The following is an 18860-nucleotide window of genomic DNA, read 5'->3' on the forward strand; positions in this document are numbered from 1 at the left end:
CGAGACGGGCGCTCGGTGGGAGGGGGCGGGGTATCGCGAAACCCGTCGTCGGGCGTTCCCTAGGCGGGTTCGGGCACCAGCCCGCCCGGCGCCCCCGCGGTCGCCGGCGCTCCCGGAGGAGCCACGGGCGGCGGCTTCGGCGGTCCGGTCTTGCGGAGCTTCGAGATGTCGGTGCCGCTCTCCTCGGCGATGATCGCGAGGATCTCCTCGCCGTCGAGGACCTCCTTCTCGAGGAGGGTCTTGGCGATCCGGTGCATCGCCTTCTGGTTCTCGTCGATGAGCTTGCGCCCGCGCTCGTAGGCGCTCGTGACGATGCGCTTGACCTCGTTGTCGATCTGGATCGCGGTCGCTTCCGAATAATCCGCCCTCCGGCCGAGGTCGCGGCCGAGGAAGATCTCCTGGTCGGGCTTGCCGAACGTGAGCGGGCCCATGCCGCTCATGCCCCACTCGCAGACCATCTTGTGCGCCATCTCGGTCGCCTTCTCGAAGTCGTTGCCGGCGCCCGTCGTCATGTGTCCGATGAAGACCTCTTCCGCGATGCGGCCTCCCATCATCACGGTGATGGTCGCGTCGAGGAATTCCTTCGTGTAGGAGTATTTGTCCTCCGTCGGGAGCTGCATCGTGAGGCCGAGCGCGCGGCCGCGCGGAATGATCGTCACCTTGTGGAGCGGATCGGCGTCGGGAAGGAGAGCCGCGACCAGCGCGTGGCCCCCCTCGTGGTACGCGGTGTTCCTCTTTTCCGCCTCGCTCATGATGAGCGTCTTGCGCTCCGGCCCCATCAGCACCTTGTCCTTGGCGAATTCGAAGTCGGTCATCTCGACCTTCTTCTTGTCGAAACGCGCCGCCATCAGCGCCGCCTCGTTGACGAGATTCGCGAGATCCGCGCCGGAGAAGCCCGGCGTGCCGCGCGCGATCACCGCGAGATCCACGTTCTCGGAAAGAGGGATCTGGCGCGTGTGGACCTTGAGGATCGCCTCCCGTCCCTTCAGGTCCGGCCGGTCGACGACGACCCGGCGGTCGAAGCGGCCGGGGCGCAGGAGGGCCGGATCGAGCACGTCGGGGCGGTTCGTGGCCGCGATCATGATGACGCCTTCGCTGGTCTCGAATCCGTCCATCTCGACGAGCAGCGCGTTCAGGGTCTGCTCGCGCTCGTCGTGCCCGCCGCCCAGTCCCGCTCCCCGGTGGCGTCCGACGGCGTCGATTTCGTCGATGAAGATGATGCACGGGGCGTTCTTCTTCCCCTGTTCGAAGAGGTCCCGCACGCGCGAGGCGCCGACGCCGACGAACATCTCGACGAAGTCGGAGCCGGAGATCGAGAAGAACGGCACGTTCGCCTCGCCGGCGATCGCCTTGGCGAGGAGGGTCTTTCCGGTGCCGGGCGACCCCATCAGGAGCACGCCCTTCGGGATCTTCCCGCCGAGCTTCTGGAATTTTCCGGGGTCCTTCAGGAACTCGATGATCTCCTGCAGCTCGACCTTCGCCTCGTCGCATCCGGCGACGTCCTTGAACGTGACCTTCTTCTGATTCGGCGTGAGGAGCTTCGCTCGCGACTTCCCGAACGAAAGCGCCTTGTTCCCCCCCATCTGCATCTGCCGCATGATGACGACCCAGATGACGATCAGGACGATCAACGGCGCCCAGGAGAGGAGCATCGCGGTCAGGGTCGAGTCTTTCGGCTCGTCCGCCTTGATCTTCACGTTCGACTGCCGCAGTTCCTTCACGAGGTCCGGATAGTTCGGCGCGTACGTCTTGAACTCGACCGGCCGGGCGCCGGCGCCCCCCTTGAGGATCCCGTGGATCTCCTGGCCGCGGATCGTGACCTCGTCCACCTTCTCGGTGTGGACCGAATCGAGGAAATCGGAGAAGGTGAGCTCGCGGGTGCCGGGCGCGCCCCCGCGGAACACGTTCCAGGCGAGGATGATGACCACGAGGATCACCATCCAGAGGAGGAAATTTTTCACGGTCGAATTCAAGTGGTCACTCCTTGCCGGATGGGCGATCGTTCCGAGGTCCGGCGCCGGCGGCGCACACGGACGCCCGCCTGGACAAGCATAACGGAAGGATGCCGGCTTTTATTGCCCGATTTCGCCCGTCGGAGCGGGAGAAACCGAGGCGATGTGCGGCAAATGGCCATATCGGCCGGCGAGCTCCATGCCGTATCCCACGAGGTGATTCCGATCGGTCGAGTTGAACAGCACGTAGTCGACGAGGATCGACGAGCGTCTCTCGTGCGGCCGGTCGACGATCGCCGCGAAACGGATCGAGGCGGGATCGTCGGCGCGCAGTTGATTCATTAAATACGTCTCGATCACGCCGGTGTTGACGACGTCCTTCAGGACGACGACCTCCTTGCCGGCGAGCGACAGGGGTGTCGCGAAATCGATTTCGACGGATTCCTTCCCTTCGATGTCCCGGCGCGTGACGCTGATGAACTCGAATCCGTGGGGCCTCTCGATCCGGCGGCAGAGGTCGGCGAGGAAGAAGGCGGACCCCTTCAGGAGAGCGAGGAGGACGAGAGGGCGGTCCTCGTAGTCGCGGGAGATCCGCCGGGCGATCTCGGACACGCGCGCGGCGATTTCCGCCTCCGAATGGCGCAGAGTCAACGTCGGTTGCGTGGAAACCACCGCCGGATTCTACATCGTCCGCCGGGCGGTCACGACGCCGCCCCGGCTCCGGAAATCGACGCATCGGCCCGCCTGGAAGCGGAACGGCGCGCCCGAGCGGGCGAGTTTCTCGAGCGCGAGCAGCTCGGCGCGCGAGAGCGGCCGGGCCGCGGCCCGGTGGGCCATCGCGAGGAGCGCCCTCCGGAGGGCGGCCGCCGGAAGAGCCGCGAGGAGAGCGGCTTCGGCGCGAACCGAATCGTCGTCGCCCAGCTTCGGGAGGACGTCGCGGGCGAACAGCTCTTCCATCCATTCCCGGTCCCGGGAGAGCGCCTCGGCCGACGCGGCGAGGTTGGCGGTGACGGCGTCGCCGAATCGCCGCTCGAGGAGAGGGACGACCCTCCTCCGCACCCAGTTTCGATCGAACGACGGATCGTCGTTGGTGGCGTCCCGGCGGTACGGGATCCGGCGATCGCGCAGATACCGCATGATCGAGGGGCGCGAAACGTCGAGGAGCGGCCGGACGACCCCGTCCTCCCGCCGCCTCCGGATGCCGGCGATCCCGGCGAGAGGCCGGCCCCGAAGGAGCGCGAGGAGCACGGTCTCCGCCGCGTCGTCGCGGGTGTGGCCGGTCGCGACGACGGAGGCGCCGACGCGCTCGCGCATCGCCGCGAGAGCGCGGTACCGGAGGTCGCGCGCGGCCTCCTCGCGCGACCGTCCCCGCGGAGGAGAGGGGAGCCGCTCGGAGAGGAACTCGAGATGCTGCCGGGCGCACCATCGCGCGACGAACTCCGCGTCCCGGCGCGACCGCTCGCCGCGCCAGCCGTGGTCGACGTGGGCGGCGACGACCACGGTCGTGTGAGCGGGCGCGACGGCGGCGAGCGCCGCGAGGAGCGCCATCGAGTCCGGTCCGCCCGAGACCGCGGCCAGGACCACGCCCGCCCGCGGGAGATCGCCGGCCTCGAAAGCGCGCGAAACGGCCGGTTCGGGCGCGTCGGACCGCACGACCGGATTGTATCCGTCGCGTATAATCGCCGCCGCATGGATCCGCTCCGCATCCTGATCGCGAAGCCCGGTCTCGACGGCCATGACCGGGGCGCGAAGGTCGTCGCCCGGGCGCTCCGGGACGCGGGGATGGAGGTGATCTACACCGGGCTCCGCCAGACCCCCGCGCAGATCGCGGCCGCCGCGATCCAGGAGGACGTCGACTGCGTCGGCATCTCGATCCTTTCGGGGGCGCACAACGTCCTCGTCCCGGAGGTGATCGACGAGCTCGCGGCGCGCGGAGGAGCCGATATCCCCGTCTTCGTCGGGGGGATCATCCCCGACAAGGACATCGAGGCCCTCGTCGCGCGGGGCGTCCGGAAGATCTTCCTTCCGGGATCCTCGACCCGCGACATCATCGCGTTCATCCAGGAGGAGATCGGACAGCGCGAACGGGCGTAGGGGGGACCCCGACCCCGCGGAGGCCATGAGCGGATCGTGGCGGGTATCCCGCGAAGGCGCCGTCGCGCGTTTCGTCCTGGACACCGGCCGGGAGACGCCGACTCTCTCCCCGGAAATCCTGGAGGATCTCGCCGCCGGGATCGAGCGTCAGGCGGAAACGGGAGCCTCGGCCGCAATCGTCGCCTCCTCGACACCGGGAATCTTCGCGGCGGGGGCGGACCTCCGCGCGATTCGCGCCCTTTCGGCGGCGGAAGGCTACCTGTACGCGCGGACGGGGCAGGAAGCGCTCTCGCGCGTCGCCCGGGCCGCCTGCACCACGATCGCCGAGATCGATGGCGCGTGTTTCGGGGGAGCGCTCGATCTGGCGATGGCGTGCGACATCCGGATCGCGAGCGACCGGGCGCGGTTTGCGCACCCGGGGCCGCGCCTGGGGATCGTGACGGGCTGGGGAGGGACCGTGGACGCCCCCCGCCGAATCGGGACGGCCCGGGCCCGGCGGCTCTTCCGCTCGGGAGAGGTCTTCGACGCGGGCGGCGCCCTCCGGCTGGGACTCGTCGACGAAGTGACGCCATCCGGAGAGCTCCGGGAGCGGGTCCGCGCAGCGGCGGTAATTGCCGCCCAAGGCCATTGCTGTCAATGGCTTCGCTGATGGTGCCGGAGGTCGGAATCGAACCGACATGCCCTTGCGGGCGGGGGATTTTGAGTCCCCTGCGTCTACCAGTTTCACCACTCCGGCGAAGGCCGGGGATTATCGGCCCCCCTTCCCGAGGGAGTCAAGCGCGCCGAATTGACGCGGCTATCTCTTTGAGCTAGAATGGCGAGCTCTACGAAGGAGGGCGACTTTGGGCTTTCGAGTTGGCGAAAAGATTGTCTACCCGAACCACGGGGTCTCGATCGTCGAGCAGATCCGCGAATCGGAGATCGCCGGGCTTCGGAACACGTATCTTCACCTCCGGCTGATTTCGAACAATTCCAAGGTGATGGTTCCGATCGAGAACAGCGAACTGATCGGGTTGCGCCGGCTCACGATCCGCAAGGAAGTGAATTCTCTCCTCCGGACGCTCGCCAACGGGCGGGTTTCACCGCTCGCGGACTGGAAGGGGCGATACAAGCAGAATCTCGACAAGATGCGGAGCGGCCGGCTCCAGGACATCGCCGAGGTCCTCAAGGCGTTGAACCACGTCATGCAGAAGAAGGCGCTGTCGTTCCGGGAGAAGAAGATGTACGAGCGCGCGAAATACCTCATCGTTTCGGAAATCGCCGTGATCGACGGCGCGAGCGAGGAGGAAGTCGCGCGTCGAGTGGATCGGGCGCTCGCCCGGTCGATGCAGAAGTCCCTGGCGAGCTGATCCTCTCGCGCGGACGGTCGGAACGGGCGGCGTGGCAGGACGACGAATCGCGGTCTGGCTCGCCGCCCTGACCATGTCCGGGGCCCTCTCCGGCGCCGCGAAAAACGACGGACTGAAGTCGCTCCTCGCGATCGAGCGCCGGACGCTCTCGGGCGAGACCCGGCGGCTCGCCGACCTCTCCCGGCGCCTCGATTCGGCGCTGAACGATCTTTCCACCGCATCCCGCGGGCTGGCCGAGGCCGCGGGACGGAGCGACGCCGCTCTCGCGGCCGCTTCGGACGCGTTTTCCCGGGCGCTGGCGTCGGTGGACGCCGCGGCGTTCGACCAGCGCCTTTCCCTCGAGCGGATCCGGCTGCTGCGCGAGCGCGTCGGCGATCTCGAGCGGGAGGCGGCGGGCGGGCGGGCGGAGCGCGAGGACCCGCTCTCGGGCGACTGGAGCATCCGGATCGATCCCGGCGCGCAGGAGGGAGACCTCCACCTGTCCCTGGACGGAACGATCGTGACGGGAAACTATTCGCTGCAGGGAGGGTTCACGGGCTCGGTCCGGGGGACTTTCGTCGGCGATCGCGTGAAGTTCGATCGGATCGACTCCCGCCTCGGATTCCTCGCCGTCTATTTCGGCAGGCTGATGCCCGACGGGGTCAGCGTCACCGGAACCTGGGAGGGGACGGAATTGAACAACGCGGGACCCACGTCCGGCACCTGGACGGCCGCCAAGAAGCCCGAGACGGAGGAGGAACCATGACGCGCGACAATTTTCTGTTCACCGTCTGCGGACTCCTCGCGGGATTCATCCTCGGCTATTTCGTGGCGACCGGCGGCGGCCACGCCCCCGCGCCCGCGAGCGCGCCGCCGGCGGCGGCGCCCTCGGGGACGGGAACCGACGCGGCCCTGACGCCCTCCTCCACGGAGATCGCGGCGCACGTGAAGGAGGCCCGGGAGGCCGTCGCGCGCGACCCGGGCAACCCGGATCTGAACCTCCAGCTCGCCAACGCCCTCTACGATGCGAGCGACTGGAAGGGCGCGGCGGAAGCGTACGAGAAGGTGCTTCCGACGAAGCCGGGCGATCCGAACATGATCACGGATCTCGGGTCGTGCTACCGGAATCTCGGGAAGTTCGACAAGGCGCTCGAGATGTACCAGAAGGCGCAACAGATCCAGCCGTCGCACTCCCAGTCGCTCCTGAACATGACTCTCGTCTACGTCTTCGACCTGAAAGACGCGGCCAAGGCCCAGGCGGCGTTCGACCGCCTCAAGAAGGAGCACCCGGAGATTCCGCGGCTGAACGATCTGCAGTTGCGCATCTCGGAGCTCCGCGCCTCAAAAAGTTAGCAGGCGCGCCGATACGCGCCGTTATGCGAGCCCGTCGGGACCGGCGGCGGGCTCAACGTACTCCCCGGTACGCCGCGCCCGCCGCCCGGTCCCGCCGGGGCTCACCTTCCGACACGTCTCGACGCGCCTGATCGTTTCCTCGATCGGCACCGCGGGACAACGGAGCGCCATGACGCTCTGCTATCGTTTCTTTCGTGAGTGACACGCTGTTCGGCGACGAGCCGGCTCCGAAGGCGTCGGCGAATCTATCCGCTTCCGCGCCGCTCGCGGAGCGGATGCGTCCCGCCTCTCTCGACGAGATCGAGGGCGCCGAGGCCCTGATCGGTGCCGACAGCTTCCTGCGCCGCGCGATCGAGGAGGACCGGGTCCCGTCGATGATCTTCTGGGGGCCGCCGGGCGTGGGCAAGACGACCGTCGCCCGTCTGATCGCCGCGCGTACCCGGTCCCGCTTCGTGTCGGCTTCGGCCGTCGCGAGCGGCGTGAAGGAGATGCGCGAGATCCTGGACGGCGCCAGGCGGCTCCGCGGCGCGGCCGGCCAGAGGACGATTCTCTTCCTCGACGAGATTCACCGCTTCAATCGGGCGCAGCAGGACGTCTTCCTCCCGTACGTCGAAGCCGGCGACGTCACGCTGATCGGCGCGACGACGGAGAACCCTTCGTTCGAGCTGAACGGAGCCCTCCTTTCGCGCTGCGAGACGATCGTCTTCGAGCCGTTGTCGGTCGACGCGGTCGCCCGGATCCTGCGCCGGGCGGCCGCCGACCCGGACCGCGGTCTGGGGCGCCTCGGGATCGGGCTGACCGACGACGCCGTGGCGTTCGCCTCTCGATTCGCGGGCGGAGATGCGAGACGGGCGCTGAATCTCCTCGAAGCCGCGGCTTCCGACGTCCGTTCGGCCGAGGACCGGACGATCACCCTCGAGCGGCTGCGCGAGATCTCGCGGAAGAAGGTGCTCCTCTACGACAAGTCCGGAGAAGAGCACTACAACCTGATCTCGGCGCTCCACAAGTCGATGCGCGACTCCGACGTCGACGCGTCGATCTACTGGCTCCTCCGCATGATCGAAGCGGGCGAGGAGCCGCTCTATCTCGCGCGGCGGATCGTGCGGTTCGCGTCCGAGGACGTCGGGCTCGCGGACCCCCGCGCCCTGCGCGTCGCGCTCGACGCGAAGGAGGCGTTCGACTTCCTCGGGAACCCGGAAGGCGTGCTCGCGCTCGTCGAGGCCGCGGCGTACTGCGCGCTGGCTCCCAAGTCGAACGCCCTGTACGTCGCCGAGAAGCAGGCGCGCTCGGACATCGAGGAATTCCCGCAGGAGCCGGTTCCGCCGGTGATCCGGAACGCCGTGACGAAGCTGATGAAGGACGTCGGGTACGGCAAGGGATACCGCTACGCGCACGACGAGCCCGAGGGGGTGGGGGGGATCGAATGTCTTCCCGAGTCGCTGCGAGGCCGCCGGTATTACGAGCCGAAGGACACGGGAGAGGAGCGGGGGATCGCCGGCCGGCTCGCCGCGATCCGGGAGATCCGCCGGCGCGCCGCGGAGCGCGGGAAGTGATTCCCGTTCGCCGGCTCGTCGCGGTCTCTCAGGCGACGCCGATCCGGATGCGGCCGCCCTTGCGATAGACCTCCGCGAGGGCGTCCTGCGCCTGCAGGACGATGCGATCGGCGGACAGGACCGGAACCCCGTAGTACCCGCCCACCCTGGCCTTGCAGAAGATGCGCGAGCCGGCGTCGAACACGGGCCGCTCCGCGATCTGCTCGCAGAGCTTCTGGGGGAGCTCGTCGAGCCGGAATTGGGCGCTCGGCAGGAGGATCGCGATCTCCAGCCCTCCCCACCGCGCCAGGATCGCGTCCGGGGGAGCGATTCGCCGCACGGCCGCGGCGAGATGCAGGAGGATCGATTTCGTCAGTCCGCTCCCGTGCTCCGCCTCCGACCCGGCCGCGCCGTCGACGGCGAGGAGCAGCAGCGCGATCGGGGCCTGTTCCGCGCGCGCCTCGTCGATGACGTGCGAGAGAGCCTGACGGAACGCGGAGGGGACGAGGAATCCGGTCAGGTCGTCGTGGCGGGACTTGTTGCGGTACCAGTCGCGCCGGCGGCGGACCCTGTCGATCCGCGATCCGGCGACGGCCCCGAAGAGCGCGAGCAGAACGGTCGTCGCGGCGAACGCGAACGCATAGAAGAACGCGTGCTCCCGGATCTCGACGCGCCAGGCGACCTTCCCGATCAGGACTCTCGCGAGCAGCGCGGCCGCCGGAACCACCCATCCGAGCGCCGCGCCCGCCAGCGCGAAGTTCGCCCTGGCGGAACGGCGGGGGCCTTCGGATTCCTCGCGATCCGAGGGTTCGCGCAAATCGGCCATCGTCCAGATTCTGAACGCGGCCGGACGGCCGCGAAAGATGAATTCGAACCACGGACCCGCCCCGACCGGCGCGTCCCGGCGGGTCTCCCGACTCAATCGACGCGGTAGTTCGGCGCTTCCTTGGTGACGACCACGTCGTGGGCGTGCGATTCCTTGAGGCCGGCCGCCGAGATCCGGATGAACCTCGCATTCGTGCGGAGGGCCTCGATGTCCTTCGATCCCGTGAGGCCCATCCCGCTCCGGAGCCCGCCCGTGAGCTGATGCACGAGGCCCGACAGCGACCCCTTGAACGGGACCATCCCTTCGATCCCTTCCGGAACGAGCTTCGACAGGGTGGATCCTCCGCCGTTCTCCCCGGCGAAGCTCTCGTCGGACGTGTCCTGGAAGTACCGGTCGGAGGAGCCCGCCTTCATGGCCGCGAGCGATCCCATGCCGCGGTAGGCCTTGAACGTCCGTCCCTGGTAGAGGATCGTCTCCCCGGGAGACTCCTCCGTTCCCGCGAAGAGGGATCCGATCATCACGACGTGCGCGCCGGCGGCGATCGCCTTCGTGATGTCGCCGGAATACTTGATGCCGCCGTCGGCGATCAGCGGGACTTCGCTGCCGGCGACCGCGCGCGCGCATTCCCGGATCGCGTGGATCTGCGGGACGCCGGCGCCCGTCACGACGCGCGTCGTGCAGATCGACCCCGGCCCGATTCCGACCTTGACGGCGTCCGCCCCCAGCCGGACGAGGTCCCGGGCGCCTTCGTACGTGGCGACGTTGCCGGCCACGACCGGCGTCTCGGGAAACTTCCGCTTGAGGTCCGCGAGCGCGTCGAGAACTCCCTGGCTGTGGCCGTGCGAGGAGTCGAGGACGAGGAGGTCCGCCTGCGCGCGGATCAGCGCCGCGGCCCGATCGAGCAGGTCGGCCGCGACGCCGACCGCCGCCGCGACGCGCAGGCGGCCGAGCCGGTCCTTGCAGGCGTTCGGGTACTTGATCTGCTTCTGGATGTCCTTGACGGTGATCAGTCCCTTGAGATTCCCCTGGCGATCCACGACGAGGAGCTTCTCGATCCGGTGCTGGTGGAGGAGCTCCTTGGCGGTCTCGAGCGAGGTGCCGACGGGGGTCGTGATCAGATTTTCCTTCGTCATCCGCGAGGAGATCGGGTTGTCCAGCTTCGTCTCGAACCGCAGATCCCGGTTCGTCAGGATCCCGACGAGCTTTCCGGCATGATCCACGATCGGGACGCCGGAAATCTTGTATTTCCGCATCACCGCGAGCGCCTCGTGGATCGGCTGCTCCGGATGGCACGTCACCGGGTCGACGATCATTCCCGACTCGGAGCGTTTGACCTTGTCGACCTCGGCCGCCTGCGACTCGATCGAGAGGTTCTTGTGGACGACGCCGAGCCCGCCCTGCTGGGCCATCGCGATCGCGAGCCGCGATTCGGTGACCGTGTCCATCGCCGCGGAGACGATGGGGATGTTCAGCCCGATCTTCGACGTGATCCGGGTTCGGAGGTCCGCCTCGCGCGGATGGATCGTCGAATGCGCGGGCAGCAGGAGGACGTCGTCGAACGTGAGCGCGAAGGGAACGTCGCGGTCGGCGCCGCCCGCGTCGGTCATGCGTTCACCCCGACCGGCGCCCCGTGGCATTTCTTGTATTTCTTTCCGGAGCCGCACGGGCACGGATCGTTGCGGCCGACCTTCGGTTCGGTGCGGTGGACCGTCTCCACGGCTTCCGTTCCCGGACCGTGGGAATAGGTGACGTTCCGCGGCGGAGGCCGGCGCGGCACGGACGCCGGAGAGGGCGCTTCCTCCGCCTCCGCCTCGTCGGGCACGGGCACGGGCTGGAGCCGGAAGAGGTACTTGACGATCTGGTCTTCGATGCGTTCCTTCAGCACCGTGAACAGCTCGAAGGACTCCTTCTTGTACTCGACGAGGGGGTCCTTCTGGCCGTAGCCCCGGAGGCCGATCCCTTCCTTCAGGTGATCGATCGCGAGCAGGTGGTCCTTCCAGAGCTGATCGACGACCTGCATCATCACGTAGCGCTCGTGGCTCCGCATCGATTCGTCGCCGAGCAGCTTCTCCTTGGCGTCGTAGATCGCGTCGGTCTTCTCGGTCACCGCGGTGAGGAGCTCGCGCCGGGAAAGCGCCGCCGGGTCGACCCCTTCCTTCTCCAGATCGAGTCCGAAATATTCGCGGAGCTCGACGCGCAACGCGTCGACGTCCCAGTCGCGCGGGTCCTTCTCCTCGGGGCAGCAGCGGTCGAGCAGGTAGTCGACGACCGTGTCGCGGAGCGAGAGGACGTAGTCGCGGCCCTCCTTCCCCTCGAGGATGTCGCGGCGAAGCTTGTAGATCGCTTCCCGCTGCTTGTTCATCACGTCGTCGTACTCGAGAAGGTGCTTGCGGCTTTCGAAGTTCCGCGCTTCGACCTGCTTCTGCGCGCGCTCGATCGCCCGCGAGACCATCTTGTGCTCGAGGGGAACGCCTTCCTCCATGCCGAGGCGCTTCATGATGCTGGAGAGGCGGTCCGACGCGAAGATCCGCATCAGGTCGTCCTCGAGCGAGAGGAAGAAGCGGGATTCGCCGGGATCGCCCTGCCGCCCGGAACGCCCGCGGAGCTGGTTGTCGATGCGCCGGGACTCGTGCCGCTCGGTCCCCAGAATGAAGAGGCCCCCCTTCGAGAGGACCTCCTTCTGTTCTTCGGCGCATTTCGCGGCGAGCTCGCTCCTGAGCTTCTCGAAGGCTTCGGCGTTCTCCGCCTCCTTCGCCCGGTGCTGCGCCATCGCCTCGGGGTTTCCGCCGAGGATGATGTCCGTGCCGCGGCCCGCCATGTTCGTCGCGATCGTCACCGAGCCGGCGCGGCCGGCCTGGGCGACGATTTCGGCCTCGCGCTCGTGGAACTTCGCGTTCAGCACGACGTGCGGGACGCCGCGCCGCTTCAGGAGATTCGAGAGCCGCTCCGACTTCTCGATCGATACCGTTCCGACGAGAACCGGCTGCCGCTTCTCGTGGAGGTCCTTCACGGTGTCCGCGATCGCCTCGAACTTCTCCGGCTCGGTGCGGTAGATCGTGTCCTGGTTGTCGAGGCGGATCATCGGGCGGTGGGTCGGAATGACCGAAACGGCGAGTCCGTAGATCTCGTGGAACTCGTCCGCTTCCGTGTCGGCGGTGCCCGTCATCCCGGCGAGCTTGTCGTACATCCGGAAGTAGTTCTGGAGCGTGATCGTCGCGAGGGTCTGGTTCTCCTTCTCGATCCGCACGCCTTCCTTCGCCTCGACCGCCTGGTGGAGGCCGTCCGACCACCGGCGGCCGGGGAGGATCCGCCCCGTGAACTCGTCGACGATCAGGACCTGCCCTTCCTTGACGACGTATTCGACGTCCTTCCGGTAGAGCGTGTGCGCCTTGAGGGCCTGTTCGACGGCGTGGAGCATCTCGACGTTGCGCATGTCGTAGAGGTTCTCGACCCCGACGATTTCCTCCGCCTTCGCGACGCCTTCCTCGGTCAGGACCGCGGTGTGGGTCTTTTCGTCGACGACGTAGTCGCCGGTCATGTACTTGCGCCCGTCCTTGTCCTGCTCCTCCGTCCCCTTCGTGAGGCGCGGGATCACGCGGTTGGCCCGATAGTAGAGATCCGGAGACTCCTCGGAAGGTCCCGAGATGATGAGCGGCGTCCGCGCTTCGTCGATCAGGATCGAGTCCACCTCGTCGACGATCGCGAAGTTGTACCCCGGCTGCACCATCGAGGCGAGGTCGAACTTCATGTTGTCGCGGAGGTAGTCGAAGCCGAATTCGTTGTTCGTGCCGTAAGTGATGTCGCAGCCGTACGCGACCTGGCGCTCGGGATCGGAGAGGGAGTTCTGGATGCATCCGACGGTGAGCCCGAGGAAGCGATGAACCCGGCCCATCCAGTCGGCGTCGCGGCGGGCGAGGTAGTCGTTGACGGTCACGACGTGCACCCCGCGGCCGGTGAGGGCGTTCAGGGCCGACGGAAGGGTCGCGACGAGCGTTTTTCCCTCGCCGGTCCGCATCTCGGCGATCTTCCCCTCGTGGAGGACGAAGCCTCCGATCAGCTGGACGTCGTAGTGCCGCTGGCCGAGGGTCCGCTTGGCCGCTTCGCGGACCAGGGCGAAAGTCTCTTCGGCGTACGGATCGAGCACCTCGTCGATCCGGGCCCGACGCTGGAAACGGACCTCCCGTTCGATGCCGCCGGGGAGATCGCCGAGCTTCTCCCGGACCTCGTCGCGGAACCGGGCGATCCGGGCGCGCATCTCGTCGTCGGACATCGCCGCGATCTGCGGTTCCATGGCGTTGATCCGCTCGATCCGGGGGCGGAGGCGCTTGATGTCGCGCTCTCCCTGCGTCCCGGTGATCTTGGTGAAGAGTTTCTCGATATTCAGCATGCGCGCTATGTAAACGATTAGTCTATCAAATAGATTCCGCCACAGTTAGCGGCGCTTCCATGCATCGAGCCGGCGGCCGCGGGACGGGCCGCCCGGTTCACATTCGCGAGCGGCGGGAGATCCCGGCGGGCCCAGGAATGGTCGTCTGCCAGTTTCAGAAATCGCCTGATGTCGTCGTGACGATCACGGGGACGTTCAGCGAGAATTCTTTCGGTCAAATGAACGAGGAATTCGAGCGCATCATCCGATCGTTCGAATTCAGGTAAATCGCAGTTCCCGCGGCCTCGGCAGCAGCGAGCCGCCAAAGGCAAAGACCCTCAGGCGCGGCGAGGCGCGCCTCTTTCTACCTTGCGTCGAGGATGTAAGGCAGGGGATTGACGGCCCGGTTGTCCAGCCGGACCTCGTAGTGCAGGTGCGGCCCCGTCGAACGTCCGGTCGTCCCGACGACGCCGATCGCCTGACCTCGCGAGACGTGCTGTCCCTCGAAGACCTGGATCTCGTCGAGATGGCCATAGAGCGTCCGAAGCCCCAGGCCGTGAGCGACCTCCACGCAGCGCCCGTAGCCGTTGACCCACCCCGCTTTCACGACGGTCCCGTCGGCCGAGACGACGATCGAATGCCCGCGGGGACTCGAGATGTCGATGCCCGTGTGGAACGCCGGCTCCTCGGTGAACGGATCGCTCCGCTCGCCGAAGCCGCAGGTGATGAGGCCCGGAACCGGCTCGATCGAGGGGGTGTTGGAGAGGAGGGCGTTCTGCTGCGCGAGCTTCTTCTCGAGCCCGATCAGCCGCTCGTCGAGTGAGCGGCCGCGGTCCCGGAGGTCGAAGGCGCCGTTCTCGCCCGCGGGGAGGGCGCCGCCGGTTCCGCCGCGCCCCGCATCGGCGAGCGCCGGCAGCCCCGCGACGATCGCGAGCTTTCGGGTGCGCTCTTCGAAGTCGTCGAGCTTGCGGGAGAGCTGCGCCAGGCGGGTCGTCATCTTCTCCGCCGAGCTCTTCAGCCGCTCGTTCTCGAGCAGGGCGGCGCGGTACTCGCGATCCTTTCGAACCGACAGGAAGTAGAGCGTGGTGAAGGTCGCCGCGATCACGAGGAGAGCGGCGAGGGAGCTGCCGGCGGTCCAGAGGAGAGAGGAAGCCACGCGGAGCTTCCGGAACTTCGCCCGGGCGTGAGGCACGAAGATGATCGTGTTGTACTTCCGTCCCATCGTCGCTGGTGGCCTCCGGGGATCCGGGGTTTCCGGGAAAGTTCCGGCAGTATATCTCCCGATCGAATCGAGTCAACCGAAAACCGATCGCACGATCTCCATGCAAGTCAGCCACTTAGGCGATTCGCCCCGAGCGTTCCGCGCCTTCCCCGGTCATCCGGACAGGCCGTCCAGAACGGCCCTGTCGAGCCCCCGGTAGCCGATCGCCTCGGCCGCGTGCGGCGCCTCGACCCGGTCGGCGCCCGCGAGATCGGCGATCGTGAGCCCCACGCGGAGCGCGCGGTGGATCGCGCGGGCGGAGAGTCCGATCTTCCGCGAGGCGAACTCCAGGATCGCGAGCGCTTCGTCGGTGGGCCGGGCGATCTTGCGGACGAGCGATCCCGGGATGGCGGCATTGCACGATATCGCCGCCCGCTTCGTGGAGCGGGCGCGGGCCCGCGCCCGGGCCCGGACGACGCGCGTCCGGATCGCGGAAGACGGCTCCGAGGAGCCGGCCGCGGCCAGGTCGCGAAACGGCACCGCCGGGACGCGCACGTGGAGATCGATCCGGTCGAGGAGCGGGCCGGAGAGCTTCGACCGGTAGCGTTCGATCTCGTATCGGGAGCAGCGGCAGGCTCGGCGCGGGTCTCCCAGATAGCCGCAGGGGCAGGGATTCATTGCGGCGATCAGCTGGAAATCGGCGGGGAAGACGCTCGCTCCCGAGGCCCGGGCGATCGTGACCCTCTTCTCCTCGAGCGGCTGGCGGACGACCTCCAGGGCATCCCGGCGGAATTCAGGGAGCTCGTCCAGGAAGAGGACGCCCCGGTGAGCGAGGGAGGCTTCGCCGGGGCGCGGATGGGCGCCGCCTCCGACGAGCCCGGCGTAGGACACGCTGTGGTGCGGAGCCCGAAACGGCCGTTCCGGCAGCAACCCGCGACCCGGCGGCAGGAGTCCCGCGATCGAATGCACCCTCGTCGCTTCGATCGCCTCGTCGCGGCTCCAGGGAGGAAGGATCGACGTGAGGCGGCGGGCGAGCATCGTCTTGCCGGCGCCGGGCGGACCGAACAGGAGAATGTTGTGGCTTCCCGCCGCCGAGATCTCGAGGGCCCGGCGGGCGACCGGCTGGCCGGCGATGTCGGAAAAGTCGTCGGCGAACCGCGAGGGGGCGAAGTCGTTCGGGTCCGCGGGCGCCGGCGCGATCGTCTGCTCGCCGCGCAGGTGGGCGATCGCCGCGAGCAGGGAGGGCGCTCCGATCGACGCGATCCGGCCGACCGCGGCGGCCTCGCTCGCGTTCTCCTGCGGCAGGAGGACCTCCTGGAATCCCTCGTCGGCGGCGGCGGCGGCGATCGCGAGCGCGCCCCGGACCGGCCGCAGGGCGCCGTCGAGGGCGAGCTCGCCGACGAGCACGCGCCGCGTCCCGCCGGCGGGCAGGACTCCCGCGGTCGAGAGGAGCGCGGCCGCGACGGCGAGATCGAGCGCCGACCCCTCCTTGCGCCAGTCCGCCGGAGCGAGATTCACGGTCACGGCCCGGGGCGGAAAGTCGAAGCCGCAGTTTCGAAGCGCGGCGCGGACGCGATCGCGGCTTTCCTTGACGGCGGCATCGGGCAGGCCGACGATCGAGAACGACGGCAGGCCGTGGGAAACGTCCGCTTCGACGTCGAGGATGCGCGCCTCGGCCCCGTCGATCGCGGCGGAATGGATTCGAGAAAGCATGACCGGCTCCTCCGGGAGGCGGAGGAAGAGCCGCGTTCGGATGACGAGGACCGGAAGAGGATAGCGCGCCGCGGCGCGCGTTTCAAACGGGGACGCGCCGAACTTCTAGCGGCTCTCCGCGACGGCCAGCCGTTCCCCCGGCCGGATCGCCGCGCCGTCGCCGAGACGGTTCCATTCGCGCAGCTTGTCGACCGTGGTGTGGTGCCGCGTCGCGATCGAGAAGAGGGTGTCTCCGCGCCGGACCCGGTAGTGGACTCGCGAGAGTCCCTTCGTTCCCGCGTCGTCGGCGCTCTTTCGCTCCTTGCGGCTCTTTCGGACCGCGTACGCGCCGGGCTCCCGGTCGGGGATCACGAGCGTCCGGCGCGGAGCGAGCCGCGGCCCGCGGGGAAGGTCGTTGGCTTCGGCGAGCGACGCTTCGGAAACGCCGTAGCGCCGCGCGAGCCGCGCGAGCGTTTCCCCCTTCCGGACGCGGTGCTGGCGAAGGACGGGAACGGCGGCTTCCGGGAGCTCTCCGGCCTTCTTCTCGACGGCGGCGGCGAACCCGCGGGGAACGCGCAGGAGATAGCCCGAGCTCTCGCGCGGCGTGACGAACGTCCGAAGCTCGGGATTGAGCTCCGCGAGGTCGTCGTAGGCGACTCCCGAGGCTCGCGCGACCTGCCGCAGATCGACCGGCTTCTCGAGCTTCGCCGTCTCGAAGTCGATCGGGGATTCGGGATCGACCTTGAATCCGTAATGCTCCTGATTCTTGTCGATGAGCGCGGCGGCGATGACCGAAGGGACGTACAGGCGGGTTTCGCGGGGAAGCGCGCCGAGGCGGCAGAGCTCCCAGTAATTGTCCGTGCCGGCGCGCGCGATCGCGCGGGCCACGCGCCCCTCGCCGGAATCGTAGGCCGCCATGGCGAGGTACCAGTCGCCGAAGAGATCGTAGAGGTCGCGGAAATAGCCGGCCGCGGCCTCCGTCGCCTTGATCGGGTCCGAACGCTCGTCGACGATCCGCGTGCTCCGCAGGCCGTAACGGCGCCCCGTCGGCGCGATGAACTGCCAGACTCCCTGCGCCCGGGCGCGGGAGCGGGCTCGCGTCTTGAAGGACGATTCGATCATCGCGACGTAGGCGAGGTCGGTCGGCAGCCCCGCCTTCCGGAAAACCTCCCGGATCATCGGCATGTAGCGGCCGGCGCGGACGAGCCCCTCGGAGAAGCGCTCGCGCACCGTTTCCCGGGACGAAAAGCTCGCGATCATCGAGAGCACGGAGTCGTTGACCGTGATCGGGATGTCGAAGGTGCCCGCGCGTTCGTCGGTGGTGACCGCTTCCCGCGCCCGCTGCAGGTCGGCCTCCGAGGTCTGCCCGGACACTCCCTGGAGCTCGTCCGGAAGGCCGCGCGGCTCGGCCGCGTCGGGGTCGGCGGCGGAGGATGGCGCCATCGCCTCGTAGCGCTGGATCGAGTCGTAGAGAGAGGCCGAGAATTCTTCGACCTCGGGAGAGGAGGGGCGAGCCGCGCCGGGGGGGATGATCGCGTTCAGGGCGAGCTGGAACTGGGCCTCCGCGCAGTCGAAGTCGCCCGAGAGCGCGGCCTGCTTCCCCGAGTAGAAGAGCTCGGTCGAGCGGTCGATCGCGGAAGGCGGAGCGCTCTCCGGGGCCGCCGGCGCGGGGACGACGGCGCGCGGCCGCGGCGCCTGCGAGCAGGAGAGCACGAAAAGGGCGAATGCGGAAACGGAGAGAAGGGGCTTTCCGGAGGGGAGCATTTTAACTATTTAGCAGACGGCCGCCGGCGCGTCAATCATTTTCCGGTGACGTGGAGCTTCAGGGAGACGAGGAGCTTCTCGATGTCGTGCATGTCCGAGAGCTCGATCTCGTACCGACGCTCTTCGCCGAGCGTCTTGTTCCGTCCGTCGTCCAGCTGCACCGCGAACACGAGCCGGCCGGCGCGCGTCAAGTCCTTCTTCCGGACCTCGATCTCGTAGAGCTTCTGGACTTCCTTGCGGTGGTTGAGGCCGGTCGAGAGGAGATCGTCGATCGAGAGGCTCGACCCGGTGCGCGTCCGGGGCGCCGACGGCATCGGCTTCAGGGTCGCGTTCTTCCGCAGCTTTTCGAGCTCCGAAAGGATGTCGACGTTCGACCTCACCTTCACGTGCTTGACGACGTCGGCGGCCGCAGGGGCGGCGGCCTGCTCGAAGTCGACCTGGACCGCGTCGTCGGCGGCGGCGGGCGCGGCCGCGGCTCGGCGCGGCGGCTCGGCCGGCTCCTCCCGGGCTTCGGCGAGGAATTCCGGCGAGACGGGGGGAGGCGGGGCGGCGGGAGGCATCTCGTCGATCGCCTCGGCGTTCTCGAACAGCGCGTCCGAATCGATCTGCTCCGCGAGGGCCGTCGCGGCCGCCTCGGCGTCGGCGCGGAGGTCGGAGAGCGAGACGCGCGCTTCTTCCGCGGGCGGCGGGGGCGCCGCGGGGGCGGGGACCGGCGCCGGAGCGGCCGAGGGCCGCGGGGCTTCCGCCGGGCG

General features: G+C 68.5%; 16 protein-coding genes and 1 tRNA gene. 6 read left to right on the forward strand and 11 right to left on the reverse strand.

The genetic code is table 11. The features are described 5' to 3' along the window. Positions 1-59 precede the first annotated feature (59 nt). From ftsH to tilS, 3 genes are all read right to left on the reverse strand, one after another. Positions 60-1973: an ATP-dependent zinc metalloprotease FtsH gene (gene ftsH, locus VFS34_02020; protein HET9793211.1), complete on the reverse strand. Its 1914-nt coding sequence runs from the start codon at positions 1971-1973 to the stop codon at positions 60-62. A gap of 99 nt (positions 1974-2072) precedes the next feature. After that, entirely contained in the window at positions 2073-2624 is a 552-nt protein-coding gene (locus VFS34_02025; protein HET9793212.1) for a phosphoribosyltransferase family protein, read from the reverse strand. A gap of 9 nt (positions 2625-2633) precedes the next feature. Continuing rightward, positions 2634-3605, reverse strand: coding sequence for a tRNA lysidine(34) synthetase TilS (gene tilS / locus VFS34_02030; protein HET9793213.1), 972 nt, complete (start codon positions 3603-3605; stop codon positions 2634-2636). Between the two features lie 36 nt (positions 3606-3641). On the opposite strand from tilS, the gene VFS34_02035 reads away from it, so the two are divergent. Together VFS34_02035 and VFS34_02040 are read left to right on the forward strand one after the other, a co-directional pair. Continuing rightward, positions 3642-4046, forward strand: a complete 405-nt coding sequence (locus VFS34_02035) for a cobalamin B12-binding domain-containing protein (protein HET9793214.1) — start codon at positions 3642-3644, stop codon at positions 4044-4046. 25 nt (positions 4047-4071) lie between these two features. Continuing rightward, positions 4072-4695, forward strand: coding sequence for an enoyl-CoA hydratase/isomerase family protein (locus VFS34_02040; protein ID HET9793215.1), 624 nt, complete (start codon positions 4072-4074; stop codon positions 4693-4695). Here VFS34_02040 and VFS34_02045 read toward each other — a convergent pair. Further along, positions 4696-4782, reverse strand: a tRNA-Leu gene (locus tag VFS34_02045). A gap of 106 nt (positions 4783-4888) precedes the next feature. Between VFS34_02045 and VFS34_02050 the strand changes: the two genes are divergently transcribed. The 4 genes from VFS34_02050 to VFS34_02065 all read left to right on the forward strand — a co-directional run bounded on the left by VFS34_02050 (position 4889) and on the right by VFS34_02065 (position 8280). Continuing rightward, positions 4889-5395 (forward strand): CarD family transcriptional regulator, encoded by a 507-nt coding sequence (locus VFS34_02050; protein HET9793216.1) that lies wholly within the window; start codon positions 4889-4891, stop codon positions 5393-5395. Positions 5396-5426: 31 nt separating this feature from the next. Further along, entirely contained in the window at positions 5427-6140 is a 714-nt protein-coding gene (locus VFS34_02055; protein HET9793217.1) for a hypothetical protein, read from the forward strand. After that, a complete protein-coding gene (locus VFS34_02060) occupies positions 6137-6727 on the forward strand; it encodes a tetratricopeptide repeat protein (GenBank protein ID HET9793218.1) in 591 nt (196 codons plus the stop codon). The genes VFS34_02055 and VFS34_02060 overlap by 4 nt, the downstream gene beginning before the upstream one ends. Positions 6728-6921: 194 nt before the next feature. Beyond that, positions 6922-8280, forward strand: a complete 1359-nt coding sequence (locus VFS34_02065; GenBank protein HET9793219.1) for a replication-associated recombination protein A — start codon at positions 6922-6924, stop codon at positions 8278-8280. A 28-nt stretch (positions 8281-8308) separates the two neighbouring features. Here the strand turns inward: VFS34_02065 and VFS34_02070 are convergent, their stop codons facing one another. The 7 genes from VFS34_02070 to VFS34_02100 form a co-directional block, all read right to left on the reverse strand. Beyond that, positions 8309-9085, reverse strand: coding sequence for a diguanylate cyclase (locus tag VFS34_02070; GenBank protein HET9793220.1), 777 nt, complete (start codon positions 9083-9085; stop codon positions 8309-8311). A 92-nt stretch (positions 9086-9177) separates the two neighbouring features. Next, entirely contained in the window at positions 9178-10692 is a 1515-nt protein-coding gene (gene guaB / locus VFS34_02075; protein ID HET9793221.1) for an IMP dehydrogenase, read from the reverse strand. Then, the gene (secA, locus tag VFS34_02080; GenBank protein ID HET9793222.1) at positions 10689-13472 is read right to left on the reverse strand and encodes a preprotein translocase subunit SecA; all 2784 of its coding nucleotides are present in this window, start codon (positions 13470-13472) and stop codon (positions 10689-10691) included. Before secA ends, guaB begins: the two co-directional genes overlap by 4 nt. 343 nt (positions 13473-13815) lie before the next feature. Then, a complete protein-coding gene (locus VFS34_02085; GenBank protein ID HET9793223.1) occupies positions 13816-14673 on the reverse strand; it encodes a peptidoglycan DD-metalloendopeptidase family protein in 858 nt (285 codons plus the stop codon). A 153-nt stretch (positions 14674-14826) separates the two neighbouring features. Then, complete coding sequence (locus VFS34_02090) at positions 14827-16365, reverse strand: YifB family Mg chelatase-like AAA ATPase (protein ID HET9793224.1); 1539 nt, start codon at positions 16363-16365, stop codon at positions 14827-14829. A 105-nt stretch (positions 16366-16470) separates the two neighbouring features. Next, positions 16471-18108: a LysM peptidoglycan-binding domain-containing protein gene (locus VFS34_02095; GenBank protein ID HET9793225.1), complete on the reverse strand. Its 1638-nt coding sequence runs from the start codon at positions 18106-18108 to the stop codon at positions 16471-16473. A 35-nt stretch (positions 18109-18143) separates the two neighbouring features. Then, the coding region (locus VFS34_02100; GenBank protein ID HET9793226.1) for a hypothetical protein at positions 18144-18860 on the reverse strand (717 nt) is incomplete at its 5' end.

This window comes from Thermoanaerobaculia bacterium, from assembly GCA_035717485.1.
Classification (GTDB): domain Bacteria; phylum Acidobacteriota; class Thermoanaerobaculia; order UBA5066; family DATFVB01; genus DATFVB01.